General features: G+C 62.7%; 11 protein-coding genes. 9 read left to right on the top strand and 2 right to left on the bottom strand.

From position 1 onward, the window contains the following. Positions 1 to 215: 215 nt before the first annotated feature. The 5 genes from CFE47_RS23985 (at position 216) to CFE47_RS23965 (ending at position 6,578) form a co-directional block, all read left to right on the top strand. Positions 216 to 1,748, top strand: a complete 1,533-nt coding sequence (locus CFE47_RS23985; RefSeq protein WP_502695505.1) for an ABC transporter substrate-binding protein — start codon at positions 216 to 218, stop codon at positions 1,746 to 1,748. A gap of 12 nt (positions 1,749 to 1,760) precedes the next feature. After that, a complete protein-coding gene (locus CFE47_RS23980; protein ID WP_286840877.1) occupies positions 1,761 to 2,702 on the top strand; it encodes an ABC transporter permease in 942 nt (313 codons plus the stop codon). Then, complete coding sequence (locus tag CFE47_RS23975) at positions 2,699 to 3,553, top strand: ABC transporter permease (protein WP_185710697.1); 855 nt, start codon at positions 2,699 to 2,701, stop codon at positions 3,551 to 3,553. Before CFE47_RS23980 ends, CFE47_RS23975 begins: the two co-directional genes overlap by 4 nt. 2 nt (positions 3,554 to 3,555) lie before the next feature. After that, positions 3,556 to 5,184 carry an ABC transporter ATP-binding protein gene (locus tag CFE47_RS23970; RefSeq protein WP_286840875.1) on the top strand — a complete coding sequence of 543 codons (1,629 nt, stop codon included), beginning with the start codon at positions 3,556 to 3,558 and terminating at the stop codon, positions 5,182 to 5,184. 155 nt (positions 5,185 to 5,339) lie between these two features. Next, positions 5,340 to 6,578, top strand: a complete 1,239-nt coding sequence (locus CFE47_RS23965) for an OprD family porin (RefSeq protein WP_502695504.1) — start codon at positions 5,340 to 5,342, stop codon at positions 6,576 to 6,578. Positions 6,579 to 6,826: 248 nt separating this feature from the next. On the opposite strand, the gene CFE47_RS23960 is transcribed toward CFE47_RS23965, so the two are convergent. Next, positions 6,827 to 7,705: an FCD domain-containing protein gene (locus CFE47_RS23960; RefSeq protein WP_286840871.1), complete on the bottom strand. Its 879-nt coding sequence runs from the start codon at positions 7,703 to 7,705 to the stop codon at positions 6,827 to 6,829. Between the two features lie 141 nt (positions 7,706 to 7,846). On the opposite strand from CFE47_RS23960, the gene CFE47_RS23955 reads away from it, so the two are divergent. The 3 genes from CFE47_RS23955 to CFE47_RS23945 are packed head-to-tail and all read left to right on the top strand — an operon-like array spanning position 7,847 to position 12,078. Then, a complete protein-coding gene (locus CFE47_RS23955) occupies positions 7,847 to 9,352 on the top strand; it encodes a serine hydrolase domain-containing protein (protein WP_286840870.1) in 1,506 nt (501 codons plus the stop codon). 12 nt (positions 9,353 to 9,364) lie between these two features. Beyond that, positions 9,365 to 10,660, top strand: a complete 1,296-nt coding sequence (gene aptA / locus CFE47_RS23950; RefSeq protein WP_286840868.1) for an omega-aminotransferase AptA — start codon at positions 9,365 to 9,367, stop codon at positions 10,658 to 10,660. Next, the gene (locus CFE47_RS23945) at positions 10,657 to 12,078 is read left to right on the top strand and encodes an aldehyde dehydrogenase family protein (RefSeq protein WP_286840866.1); all 1,422 of its coding nucleotides are present in this window, start codon (positions 10,657 to 10,659) and stop codon (positions 12,076 to 12,078) included. Before aptA ends, CFE47_RS23945 begins: the two co-directional genes overlap by 4 nt. Here CFE47_RS23945 and CFE47_RS23940 read toward each other — a convergent pair. Next, complete coding sequence (locus CFE47_RS23940) at positions 12,065 to 13,003, bottom strand: GlxA family transcriptional regulator (protein WP_185710704.1); 939 nt, start codon at positions 13,001 to 13,003, stop codon at positions 12,065 to 12,067. The two genes, CFE47_RS23945 and CFE47_RS23940, sit on opposite strands and share 14 nt — an antisense overlap. A gap of 158 nt (positions 13,004 to 13,161) precedes the next feature. Here CFE47_RS23940 and CFE47_RS23935 point away from each other — a divergent pair, with 158 nt between their 5' ends. Then, a complete protein-coding gene (locus CFE47_RS23935; protein ID WP_286840863.1) occupies positions 13,162 to 13,839 on the top strand; it encodes a type 1 glutamine amidotransferase domain-containing protein in 678 nt (225 codons plus the stop codon). Positions 13,840 to 13,903: the final 64 nt, after the last annotated feature.

Raw genomic sequence — 13,903 nt, 5'->3', positions numbered from 1 at the left:
CAATGTTTTTATATGCATAAAAAAACATTTACAAGCAATGTGCTTGCTGTGAATATGTCCCGGCGAATTTAAAAAAACAAAAATCATCCGCGGCCCTGGCTCCTGTCAGGCCATAACAACAACGACCTAATACAGGCTTGAAGCCGGCTCCTGCCCCAGGCCGGTCTTTGCAGCGAAGGAGAACGTCTCCCGTGAATCGCTTACTCAATGGAACGCTGTGCGCCACCCTCGCGCTCGGCGCCGGCCTTGCGCAGGCCCAGACCACTTTGCGCGTGGGCTTGAACGCCGATATCCGCAGCACAGAACCTGGCGTCAACCGCGACGAAAACACCGACACCGTGATGCTGCACATCGTCGAAGGCCTGGTGGCCCACCGCGAAGACGCCTCCGTCGGCCCGTTGCTGGCCCGTGAAGTGCAACACTCCGATGACGGCATGACTTACACCTTCAAGCTGCGTGAAGGCGTGCACTTCCAGAACGGCGCAACCCTGACCGCCGAGGACGTGAAATGGACCTGGGAGCGCTACTTGAATCCCAAGACCCAATGGCGTTGCCTGGCTGAGTTCGATGGCCGTGGCGGGGCGAAGATCACCGGTATCGACACCCCGGACCCGCTCACCGTGATCTTCCACCTCGACCAGCCGAGCGGCCTGTTCCTGGCCTCGATGGCACGCCCCGATTGCGGCGGCAGCGGCATCCTGCATCGCGACTCGCTGGCGGCGGACGGCAGTTGGAAGGCGCCCATCGGCACCGGCCCGTTCAGCCTTACCGAATGGAAGCCCGGCCAATATGTCGTGCTGTCACGCTTCAAGGACTACAGCCCACGTGACGAGGCAGGGCCGGACGGCTTCACCGGCAAGAAGCAGGCGCTGGTGGATGACTTGCGCTTCATGGTGATCCCGGACCCGTCATCGGCCAAGGCGGCCTTGATGTCCAACAACATCGACCTGCTGCCCAACGTCAGCGCCAGCGATGCCGAAGAACTGAAGGCCCGGCCGGGCGTGCAGATTTCCTTCAGCCCGATCATGGCCATCTGTGGTTTGTTGTTCCAGACCAACGACCCGCTGCTCAAGGATGTGCGCATCCGCCAGGCCATTGCTGCATCCCTCGACTACGGGCAGATGGTCACCGCGCTGTCCAACGGCACCTCCGAGCCGAACAACTCGGCGATCCCGCAAACCAGCCCGTTCTACAGCGCCACCGCCAAGCAGGGTTACCACTACGACCCGCAGCAAGCCCAGCGCCTGTTGAAAGAGGCCGGCTACAACGGCCAGCCGATCAAGATGATCGTCAACAAACGCTACTCGCAGATGTTCGACATGGGCCTGCTCAGCCAGGCAATGGCAGTGGCCAGCGGCTTGAATATCCAGATGGAAACCCTGGAGTGGGGCACCCAGCTCGAGCGTTACCAAAGCGGCAACTACCAGATGATGGCGTTCTCTTATTCGTCGCGCCTGGACCCGGCCACCAGCTTCGATTCGCTGATGGGCGACAAGACCAAGGAACCGCGCAAAGTCTGGGACAACCCCCAGGCCCAGGCGGTGCTGCGCGAGGCGGTGCGTGAGAGCGACACGGCCAAGCGCCAGGCGTTGTTCGACCAGCTGCATACGATGATGATCCACGACACGCCGATGGTGATCATCTACAACGGCACGGTCGCCGCAGCGCTGCGCGACAGCGTCAAGGGCTTCCATTCGTGGCCGGTGTCGTCGCCACGGTTGTGGGGCGTCAGCCTCGCGGCACAGTAACGAGGCCTGAGTATGTTGCGTTTTATCCTGCAAAAACTCGGGATGGCGATCCCTACGCTGTTGCTGATTTCGGTAATGGTGTTCGCCTTGATCCGGCTGATCCCGGGCGACCCGGCGTTGTTGATGCTCGGCGATATGGCCGACCCGCAAAGCCTGGCCGATATGCGTCACACCCTGGGCCTGGATCACTCGTTGGTGACCCAGTTCCTGATCTGGTTCAAGGCCGTGTTGAGCTTTGACCTCGGGTTCTCCATCAGCACCAAGCAGGCGGTGTTGCCGCTGATCCTGGACCGGTTCAGCGTCAGCGCGACCATCGTGCTGGTGGCGGTGTTGCTGGCCACGTTGATCGCGGTACCGATCGGCCTGATCGCCGCGTGGAAGCAAAACAGCGCGCTCGACCTGGGGCTGGTGTCGGTGGCGACCTTGTTGCTGTCGATCCCCAGCTTCTGGCTTGGCTTGCTGTTGCTGCACGCTTTCGGCATCCAGCTGGGCTGGTTGCCGGTGGTGGGCTACGTCAGTTTTGCCCAGGCACCGTGGCAAGCCATGAGCTACATGGTGCTGCCGGTGGTCACCCTGACGTTGGTGGAAGTCGGCGCGATCACCCGCATGGCGCGGGCCAGCACCATCGAAGTGCTGCGCCTGGAATACATCGCCCATGCCAGGGCCAAGGGGTTGTCGGAGCGTGCGGTGTTGTGGAAGCACGCCTTGCCCAACGCTTTCGCGCCCACTTGGACCTTGGTGGGGTTGATCCTCGGCAACCTGTTGGGCGGCATTGCCGTACTGGAAACCGTGTTCACCCTGCCAGGCATCGGTCGCTTGATGGTGGATGCGATTTTCGCCCGCGACTACCCGGTGCTGCAGGGCTGCCTGCTGCTGATCACCTTTATCTACGTGCTGGTCAACCTGTGTGTGGATTTGCTCTATCCGCTGTTCGATCCAAGGGTGAAGTTATGAGTTCGACGATTGCCGTGCCGGCACCCGCCAAGCGCCGCCGCGCCTGGGCACCGGCCAACGCCTTGATCGGCGGCGGGTTGCTGGTGGCATTGGTTGCCCTGGCGTTGATGGGGTTGGTGTGGTCGCCGTTCGACCCGCTGAAGATCGACCTGCTGTCGCGCTTCCAGGCGCCCTCGGCCGTCCACTGGCTGGGCACCGACGAGTTTGGCCGCGATGTGTTCAGCCGTTTGCTGATCGGTGCGCGCACCAGTTTGTGGGTGAGCTTGCTGACGGTCAGCGTCGCCGTGATGGCAGGCACCCTGATCGGCATGCTCGCCGGTTACCTGCGTGGCTGGACCGACCGCGTGCTGATGATGTTCAACGATGCGCTGCTGGCATTCCCCGGCATCCTCATGGCGCTGGGCATCATGGCGATTATCGGCGCGAGCAAGTACGGCATTGTCCTGGCCCTGGGCATCGCCTACACGCCGTCAGTGGTGCGAGTAGTGCGCGGCACGGTGCTGTCCCTGCGCGAGCTGGAGTACATCGAAGCCTCGCGGGTGATCGGCAATTCCGAGCTGTACACCATGCTGCGGCACATTGCGCCGAACTGCCTGGCGCCGTTGTGCGTGCTGGCCACCAGCATGTTCGGTTGGGCATTGCTGTCGGAAAGTGCCTTGAGTTTCCTCGGCCTTGGCGTGCCGCCACCGGCGGCGACCTGGGGCAACATGCTCGCCAGCAGCCGACCGTACATCGCCTCGGCACCGTGGCTGGGTGTGTTCCCCGGGCTGTTTATATGCCTGACGTTACTGGCGATCAACCTGTTTGGCGATGCACTGCGTGATCGCCTCGACCCGCGGATGAGGAAGTGAGCATGTCGGCCAATCCTGTTTTGCTGAACGTGGAACACCTGAAAATTCGTGTGGGTGAGCACGGCCCGCTGGCGGTGGATGACTTGAGTTTCAGCATCGCGCCGGGTGAGATCGTGGCGCTGGTGGGCGAGTCCGGCAGCGGCAAGACCATGGCCGCCCGCGCCGCCATCGGCTTGCTGCCGTTGCCGATGCAAGTATGTGGCGGGCGCCTGGATTTCCAGGGGCGCGACCTGGCCAGCGTGAGCACCGAGGAACTGCGCGGCATTCGTGGTGCGAGCATCGGCATGGTGTTCCAGGAGCCCATGGTGTCGCTCAACCCTGCGTTGAAGATCGGCCAACAGATGAGCGAAGCGCTCAAGCTGCACACCGATCTCGACCCGCCGCAGATCCGCGAGCGCTGCCTGACCATGCTGCGCCGCATCGGCATCAAGGCGGCGGAGCGTTGCCTGGAGTCCTATCCGCACCAGTTCTCCGGCGGTATGCGCCAGCGCATCATGTTGGCTTCTGTAATGTTGCTGCGCCCAGCGCTGTTGATCGCCGACGAGCCCACTACGGCGCTGGACTGCCTGGCGCAATTGGACGTGATCGAGTTGATGCTCGAACTGACCCGCGAGCAGGGCACCGCCATCCTGTTTATCAGCCATGACCTGTCCCTGGTCGCCCGCTATGCCCACAAGGTGGTAGTGATGCGCCACGGCAAGGCGGTGGAACAGGGCACTACCGAAGACATCCTGCTGGCGCCCAAGGCCGAATACACCCGGCAACTGCTGGAAGCCTTGCCGCGTCGCGGCGTGCTGGCACCACTGCCGGCAAGCAATGGGCCGTTGGTCGAGGTGGACCAGGTGTGCATCGAGCATCCCGGGCCGACCTCGTTCTGGGGCAAGCGCCAGTTCAACCGCGTGGTGCATTCCGCCAGCCTGGTGATCGCCCCCGGCGAAACCCTGGCGCTGGTGGGGGGCAGTGGCTCGGGCAAGACCACCCTCGGGCGCTCGCTGGTGGGGCTGATCAAACCGTGTGCCGGGGCGATTCGCTTCAAGGGCGTGGATATCCTCAAGGCCGCCAACCGCACCCATCGCCTGCAATGCCAAATGATATTCCAGGACCCGTATTCGTCCCTGAACCCACGGATGAAGATCGGCGAAATCCTCGCCGAGCCCCTGCGCCACGAACCCGGCCTCAACGCCGCCGAGCGCCGTGAACGGGTGACACAAACCCTCAGGGACATTGGCCTGGGCGAGCAGTTTGTCGAGCGCTTTCCCCATCAACTGTCCGGCGGCCAACGCCAGCGCGTGGCCATCGGCCGGGCCCTGGTGCGCCACCCGCAATTGGTGATCGCCGACGAGCCGATCTCGGCCCTGGACATGACTATCCAGAAGCAGATCCTCGAACTGTTCGAGCGCTTGCAGATGCAATACGGCTTTGCCTGCCTGTTCATTTCCCATGACCTGGCAGCGGTGGAGCGCATCGCCCATCGGGTGGCGGTGATGCACCAGGGCAATGTGGTGGAAGTGGGCACGCGCGAGCAGATCTTCGATCACCCACAGCATCCGTACACCCGGCAATTGCTGGCCGCCGCCAGCCCGCTGGAGAAATTGCCGGACGGCGGCTACCGAATACGCCCGGCGATCTGATCCCCTGATTTCACCCGGCGCGCAGGCTTTTGAACCTGCGCGAAGGGGAATGTCGTGCCCAAAAAACAATAAGACCTACTCACCCCAAACGACTGCCAGGAGCCAAGAACATGCACAACAACAATCTCAACCTGATCTTGAAAGGCGTCGGCCTTATGAGCGGGGGCCTGCTGTGCGCCCCGGCCCAGGCTGACTTCATCAAGGACAGCAAGGCAGATCTGGACCTGAAGAACTACTACTTCAACCGCGATTACCGTGAAGACGCGGGGCAATCCAAGCGCGAGGAATGGGCCCAGGGTTTTATCCTCAACCTCAAGTCGGGGTTTACCGAAGGCACCGTGGGTTTTGGTGTGGACGTGGTTGGCATGCTCGGCCTGAAACTCGATTCCAGCCCGGACCGTTCGGGTTCTGGCTTGTTGTCGCGGGACAACGACGCCACGCCGGGCAAGCCGAGCTATGCCAAGCGCGCCCATGACGAGTACTCCAAGTATGGCGTGACCGGCAAGGTGCGCTTTGCCCAGAGCGAGTTGCGCAGCGGTTACCTGCTGCCCGATTTGCCTACCTTGCAGCCCAACACCAGCCGCTTGTTCCCGCAGACCTTTCGCGGCACCCAGATGACGTCCACGGACATTACCGGGTTGGCCCTGATCGGCGGGCAGATCGACCAGACCAAGCAACGCGAGTCCACCGATTACGAAGACATGGCACTGACCAGCCAGAGCGGCGCCTACAAAAGCACCGCCAAGAGCGACCGCTTCCGCTTTGCCGGCGGCGATTACAAGCTCACGCCGGGCATGACCCTGAGCTACCACTTTGCGCAATTGGAGGACATCTACCAGCAGCACTTCGTGGGCGTGAAAAACAGCTTTGCCCTGGGCGGCGGCACGCTCAAGACCGATATCCGTTACTTCGATGCCGACAAGTCCGGCGCGGGCCTGGCGGGCAAGGTGGACAACCGCGCGCTGAGTACGCGGGCGATGTTCAGCTACAAGGGCCACAGCGTTGGCGGGGGGTATCAGGAGCAGTATGGGGAGACGCCGTTTACCTATGTGGACGGGACCAATACCTACCTGTTTTCCGAGTACCAGTTGAGCAACTTCTCGCAGACCAATGAGCGGGTGTGGCATGCGCGTTATGACTTTGACTTTGCTGCGCTGGGTGTGCCGGGGCTGACGTTTTCGACGCGTTGGGCCAAAGGGGACCAGGCCGAGGTGAAGGGGTTTGCGGGGGAGGGGCGTGAGTGGGAGCGGGATATCGACTTGGGTTATGTGTTTCAGTCTGGGGCGCTTAAAGGGGTGTCGTTGCGCTGGCGCAATGGGTTGAGCAAGGCCAACTATTTCCGGGACATGAATGAGAATCGGGTGATTGTTGGTTATACCGTGGCGCTCTGGTAATGCGCATGCTTGGGGCGCAGTACATATCCATTGCTTGGCCCTGCGCGGCTAACCCGGCGTCCTGCCGGGTTACCCACGGATTCAAGCCTGCGTTCGGCCAGCGTGGTTTAACGGGGCGACTCAGATCAAAAGCCAAAGCGCGGCGGCCTTATAGCCGACCGATTAGGTGTGCCGAATGCTATCCAAATGTGGGAGCGGGCTTGCTCGCGAAGGCCGCACCTCGGTCTTCCAGAACAGTGGAGGTTTCCCTAGCCCTTATTCCTCGCCACCCGCAACTTGCTCGCCACATCCAAATGTCGATGCAGCAGCGTCGACGCCCATTCGTTATCGCCTTGCTCCAGCGCATCCAGGATCGCCAAGTGCTCGCAGCACGACACCTTGACCCGCTCCGGGTTGTTCACGGTGTGGAATTCGGTCAGTCGTCGCAGGCGGTTTTGTTGCTGGATGGCTTGCAGGATGTAGCCATTGCCGGAGGCCGCTGCCAGCAGTTCGTGGAATTCTGCGTTGTATTCGATAAAGCGTTGGCCATCCACCTTGCCTTCCAGCAGTTCCATCTGGCGTTCGCGGCAGCGGCGGAATTGCTCGGGGTTGATCTTGAAGGTCGGCTCCAGCAGCCCGGCCGGTTCCAGCAGCATGCGAAAGCGGTAGCTCTCGAAACGCGTTTGCGGGCTGTTCAGGGTCGGCAGGAACTGCCAGCCGTGGCCGTGTTTGCGCTGCATCACGCCTTCATCCGACAGGCGCAGCAGGCAGCGGCGCAGCACGCTTTTGCCGACACCGTAGCGGCGCAGCAGGTCGCTTTCGGAAATCTGGTCGGGCAGTACCTGGTTCAGTCGGTCGTCGATCAACCGGGTGTACAGATCGTCCTCTTCGTTATGCAACGGCGTGAGCTGCTGTACCCGACCGTCTGCCGCTTCGAGCGGTACGCGATAGCCCTGTTGGGGCAGCGGTTCGATGGCTTTCCGCTCGGCCAGGTACACCAGCGCGCTGCGGATGGGCGAGCGCGATACGCCCAGGCGCTGGGCCAGTTCCACTTCTTTGAGGTGCAGGCCGGGTTGCAGGTCGCCGCTGGTGATGGCGGCCAGGATCTGGCCGGCGACTTTGGTCTGCAGCGAGGTGAGTTGGGACATGGCGCGCGATCGTTCCTGTGACAGGGGAGGCAAGGATACCCGGAAAGTCTGGATTATAGAGGGCTCAAATACATCTGGGCCGCAGCGAACAAATCTTTATCTGCATTATTTGAAATATAAAAACATTATTGAGGACCCATCATGACCTACATCCCGCTGCCCAGAGCCTTGCCCGACGACTGCGGCGTCGACCCGGCCGGCGTTGTCGACTTCCTCCAGGCCGTCGCCGAGATGGGCCTTGAGCTGCACAGTTTCCTGCTCTATCGCCAGGGCGCCGTGGTGGTCGAGGCGTACTGGCAGCCGTATGCGGCGCATCGCATGCACGTGCAGCATTCGGCAACCAAGAGCTGGACCGCCACGGCCGTCGGCCTGTTGATCGACGACGGTCGCCTGAGCCTGGAGGCCAAGGTGGTCAGCTTCTTCCCCGAGCTATGCCCGCAACCGATCAGCGCCAACCTTGCGGCGATGACCGTGCAGGACCTGCTGACCATGCGCACCGGTCACACCCGTGGCATCTCCGGCGGCGACTGGCGCAACCTGCAAAGCAGCTGGGTCGAGGCGTTTCTCAATGAACCGGTGGATGAGCCGCCGGGCCAGTCGTTTATCTACAGCAGCGCGTCGAGCTTCATGTTGTCGGCCATCGTCACCCAGGTCACCGGGCAAACGATGCACGCGTTGTTACAGGAACGCGTCCTCGATCACTTGGGGCTTGATCACCTGGAGTGGGACCTGGCCCCTGGCGGTTTCAATTCCGGTGGCAATGGCTTGAGCTGCACCAGCGAAGACTCGCTGAAATTCGGGGTGCTGCACCTCAACCACGGCCAATGGCAGGGGCGCCAGTTGTTGTCGCCGCAGTGGGTGGCCGATGCCACGCGCAACCAGGTGGAGGACGTGTGGATGGGCGAGTTCGACGGCAAGCAATACCTGCCGCGCGACAAGAACAAGGCCAATGAGGCCCAGCGCGAAGGTTATGGCTACCAATGGTGGATGACCGAACACGGCGGCTATTACGCCTCTGGCGTGTTCGGCCAGCAGTGCATGGTGCTGCCGGACCAGGACACGGTGATGGTCTTCACCTGTGGCCTGCGCCTGGGCGAAAAACGCCTGCACGCTGCGCTGTGGCAGCACCTGTTCCCAGCATTGGGCCGCACGGCCAAAGACGCCCCGGCCAGCCAGGCACAACTGGATACGCTGCTCGACAACCTGCACTTGCCGACCCTGCAAGGGTTGAAAACCTCACCCGCCAGCAGCGCGTTCCACGGCCGCTTTGCGATTGAGCCGAACGAAGACGGCGTGCGCGAAATCGCCTTCGATTTCCAGGGCGACCATTGTGATTTCACCCTGGTGGACCACCGTGGCACGCACCACGTACGCGCCGGTTTCAAGGAGCCGGTGGAGAGCATCACCAGCATCACCGGCAACTACTTGCACCACCAATACCAACCGGAACAGACCCCGGTGGTCGCCCAGGCCTGCTGGTCCACCGAAGGTGAACTGCTGATGGATTGGCGCTTTGTCGAAACCGCTTTCGGCGATCACGTCACCTGTCGCGTGCAGGACGGGCGGCTGCGCTTTGATCGTGGCGTCAACACCAACGCCGGTGCCTTGCAACGACCCACCCTGACCGGTTCGCGAATCCAGCTTTAAGGAGTACACCCCATGACGTCTTCCCTGTGGGCCCCGTTTACCGCAATGCGCCCGTTCAACCGCCAGCCGATGCTGTTCGACCGCGCTGCCGGCATGCACTACACCACCCCAGAAGGACGTGATGTGCTGGATGCCATGGCCGGGCTGTGGTGCGTCAATGCCGGTCACGGCCAGGCGCGGATCGTCGAGGCGATTCGTGAAGCGGCGGGGCGCCTGGACTTTGTGTCCTCGTTCAAGATGAGCCACCCAGCGGCACTGAACCTGGCCGACCGATTGGTGGCGACCGCCCCGGCGGGCCTGGACAAGGTGTTCTTTACCAACTCCGGTTCAGAGGCGGTGGACACCGCGTTGAAAATTGCCCGGGCCTATCATCAGGCGCGGGGGGATTGCCGGCGGACCAAATTCATCGGCCGCGCCAAGGGCTATCACGGCATGGGCTTCGGTGGTTTGTCAGTGTCGGGGATTGGTCGGCAAAAACGCGACTTTGGCCCGTTGCTTGGCGATGTCGCGCACTTGCCGCTGCCCTACGATGCGGGTTCGCGGTTCAGTCGCGGCCAGCCGGAGCAGGGTGCGCACTACGCCGACGCATTGCTGCAGCTGTTGGAGGTGCATGACCCAGCCACCGTGGCGGCGGTAATTGTCGAGCCGGTCACCGGTTCCGGTGGGGTGTATGCGCCGCCGTTGGGTTATCTGCAGAAACTACGTGAGATATGTGATCGCCATGGCGTGCTGCTGATTTTCGACGAGGTCATCACCGGTTTCGGCCGCGTCGGGCATTCGTTCGCCGCCCAGGCGTTCGGTGTCACGCCGGACCTGATGAGCCTGGCCAAAGGGCTCACCAACGGCGCCGTGCCCATGGGCGGGGTGCTGGTCAGCGGCATGGTGTACGAGGCCTTTATGCAAGGCCCGGAACAGGCCATCGAGTTGATGCACGGCTACACCTATTCCGCCCACCCGCTGGCCTGCGCTGCTGCGTTGGCGACACTGGAGGTGCACGAGGAACTGGGTATCAACGCCCATGTGCAGCAGATTGCACCGCTGTGGCAAACCACCGCGCTGGCGCTAGGTGATAACCCATTGGTGCAGGACGTGCGTGCCATCGGCCTGCTGTGCGCGGTCGAACTCAAACCCCGCGAGGGTGCGCCGGGTGCCAGGGCTACCGAAGTGGCCCAACGCTGTTTTGACGCGGGTGTGCTGGTGCGCGCGTCTGGAGAAAACATCGTACTGTCGCCGCCGTTGATCATTAGCGAAGAACAGATCGACCGGGTGTTCGGCACCTTGGCCAAGGCGATTGAGGCGACCCGATGAACACCCTGGACTTTTACATCGACGGTGCGTGGGTCAAGCCATTGGGCGGTGAAACCCTACCGGTGATCGATCCCGCCACCGAGCGCACCGTCGCGACCATCAGCCTGGGCACCGTTGCCGATCTTGACCTGGCCGTGGCAGCCGCCAGGCGCGCGTTTGACAGCTACGCGCAGTGGTCGCGTGAACAGCGCCTGGAGCTGCTGGCGGCGATCATCGACGGTTATCGCCAGCACAGCGAAGCCCTGGCGCTATGTGTGCACCGGGAAATGGGCGCGCCGTTATCGCTGGCGCGCAGCGCGCATGTGCCGGCAGGGCTGGGTCACTTGCAGCGTGCCTATGAAGTGCTCAAGGACTTCGCGTTCGACCAGCCCCACGGCAGCACGCTGATCAGCCGCGAGCCGATCGGTGTGTGCGGCCTGATCACGCCGTGGAATTGGCCGCTCAACCAACTTACCTGCAAGCTCGCTCCGGCGTTGGCGGCGGGGTGCACGATGGTGCTTAAACCGAGTGAAAAAGCGCCGCTCTCAGCCCTGTTGCTCGCGGATATCCTGCATCAGGCCGGCGTGCCCAAGGGCGTGTTCAACCTGGTCAACGGTGATGGACCGACGATTGGCGACGGCATTGCCCGGCACGCCGACATCGATATGGTCTCGTTTACTGGCTCAACCGGCGCGGGTATCGCGGTGGCCAAGGCGGCGGCGGACACGGTCAAGCGCGTGTCCCAGGAGCTGGGCGGCAAGTCGGCCAACCTGATCCTGGCAGATGCCGACCTCGATGCGGCGGTACGCCATGGCGTGAGTAGTTGTTTTCGCAACAGTGGGCAGTCTTGCAATGCACCGACGCGAATGTTGGTGCCGCGTGCGCTTCAGGCCCGCGCCGTGGAGATTGCCCAGGACGTCGCCGCCCGTATCTGCTTCGATGACAGCCACCCCGCGACGGCCATGGGCCCCTTGGCCAACCAGGCGCAGTTCGAACGGGTGCAGGGGGTGCTCGGCGCCGTGGATGCGCCGCCGGTATGCGGCGGCGTGGGGCGGCCCGAAGGCGTGACGTCAGGGTTCTATGCGCGGCCCACGGTGTTTGCCGATGTCGACCCGAATTCGCCCATTGCCCGTGAAGAAGTGTTCGGGCCGGTGCTGGTGATCATTCCCTACGACAGCGAGGAGCAGGCCATCGCCCTCGCCAATGACAGCCCCTACGGCCTGTCGGGCTATGTCACCGCTGGCAGCCTGGAACGGGCGCGGGCCGTGGCGCGGCGCTTGCGTACCGGTATGGTCCATCTCAATGGCAGCAAGGCCGACAATGGCGCGCCGTTTGGCGGGTACAAACAGTCGGGCAACGGGCGCGAGTGGGGCGTGTTTGGTTTGGAAGACTACCTGGAAGTGAAGTCGCTGTTTGGCTACCAACCTACACCGGGTTGAACAGCGCCTGCTGCATTGCCTTCGGCGGTTGCCCGAAGGCGCGCAGGAACGCCTGGCGCATGCGCTCGCGATCACCGAAGCCGGTTTCGCGGGCTACCACTTCTACTGGGTGCCGGCTGGTTTCCATCAGTGCCCGCGCGGCTTCCACTCGCAGCGACTCGATGGCCTTGGCCGGCGTTTGCCCGGTTTCTTCGCGAAATACCCGGCTGAACTGGCGGGGGCTGAGGCGCGCCACGTCGGCCAAGGCATCCACCGACAAATCGTGGGTGAGGTTCTCGCGGGCGTAGGCCAGGGCCAGTTGCACGCGGTCGGATTTGGGGTCCAGTTCCAGCAAGGCCGACAACTGCGACTGCTCGCTGCCCCGACGCTGGGCGATCACCAGTTTGCGTGCAATACGCCGGGCGAGGTCGCTGCCCAGGTCGTTCTCCACCATCGCCAGCGCCAGGTCGACGCCTGCGCTCATGCCCGCGCCGGTCCACACCTGGCCGTCCACCACGAACAATTTGTCTTCTTCCAGATGAATATGCGGGTAGCGCTTGCGAAAGGCCGGCGCGTGAATCCAGTGGGTGGTGGTGCGCTTGCCCTCCAGCAGGCCGGCCTCGGCCAGTACGAAGATGCCCATGCACAACGAGGCGACACGCCGCGACTGGGCGGAGGCGGTCTTGACCTGTTCCAGCAGGTTGGCCTCCGGCAGACGGAACTCCATGTAGCCGCCGACGATCAGCGTGTCGTAGCCCTGCGGCCGGATCGGCGTGGTGTTCACCGAAAAACCCTGGGAAGTCATCACCGCGCCGCCGTTTTCCGACACCAGGTGAAATTCGTAGGCCGGCTCGCCCTGCATCAGGTTCGCGCATTCGAACACCGAGCCCACGCTGAGGCTCAGGCATTCGAAATTCGGGTAAACCAGCAGCGCAACGCTGTGCATCGTCATTCTCCAAGGGGTGTGGGAGGGGGGATTGTCGGCGGCTCGTGGGCAAACGGCAACTGCCATCGGGCATGTCCGAAAACCTTGCGGATATGACGTTGTGACAACACGCCCCGGCTCCTAAGCTTCAACCCACACTCATCCCGAGGCACTCGACAATGAAAGTATTGATGGTATTGACCTCTCACGATCAGTTGGGCAACACCGGCCGCAAGACCGGCTTCTGGCTCGAAGAATTTGCCGCACCTTATTACGCGTTCAAGGACGCCGGTGCCGAGATCGTGCTGGCATCCCCGGCGGGTGGACAGCCGCCGCTGGACCCGGTCAGCGACCTGCCGGACTTCCAGACCGAACAGACCCACCGCTTCGCTGCTGACCCGGCCGCCCAACAAGCGCTGGCCAACACCCTCAAGCTGGACGCGGTCAACGCGGGTGACTTCGACACGGTGTTCTACCCAGGCGGCCACGGCCCGCTGTGGGACTTGGCAGAGTCCCCGACCTCCATCGCGTTGATCGAAGCCTTTGAGCGCGCCGGCAAGCCCATCGGTTTTGTCTGCCATGCACCGGGCGTGTTGCGCCACGTCAAGGCAGTCAACGGTGAACCGTTGGTCAAGGGCCGCCGCGTGACCGGGTTCTCCAACTCGGAAGAAGCGGCGGTGGAGTTGACCGATGTGGTGCCGTTCCTGGTTGAAGATGAATTCAAGAAACTCGGTGGTCAGTACGAGAAGGGCGCCGACTGGCAATCCTTCGTGATCGTCGATGGGCTGCTGGTTACCGGGCAGAACCCTGGCAGCTCCAGCGATGTGGCCAAGGCCCTGCTGAAACTCACCGCCTAACTCAGTTAACCCGTTATTGATTGGCGACTCTCAGGAGTCGCCAATGCTTTTGCTCGTCCCGGAT

The organism is Pseudomonas sp. PGPPP1 (assembly GCF_002255865.1).
Classification (GTDB): Bacteria; Pseudomonadota; Gammaproteobacteria; order Pseudomonadales; family Pseudomonadaceae; genus Aquipseudomonas; species Aquipseudomonas cremoris.
Note: the sequence above shows the minus strand (reverse complement) of the source record. Positions and strands in the feature narration are given on the sequence as shown.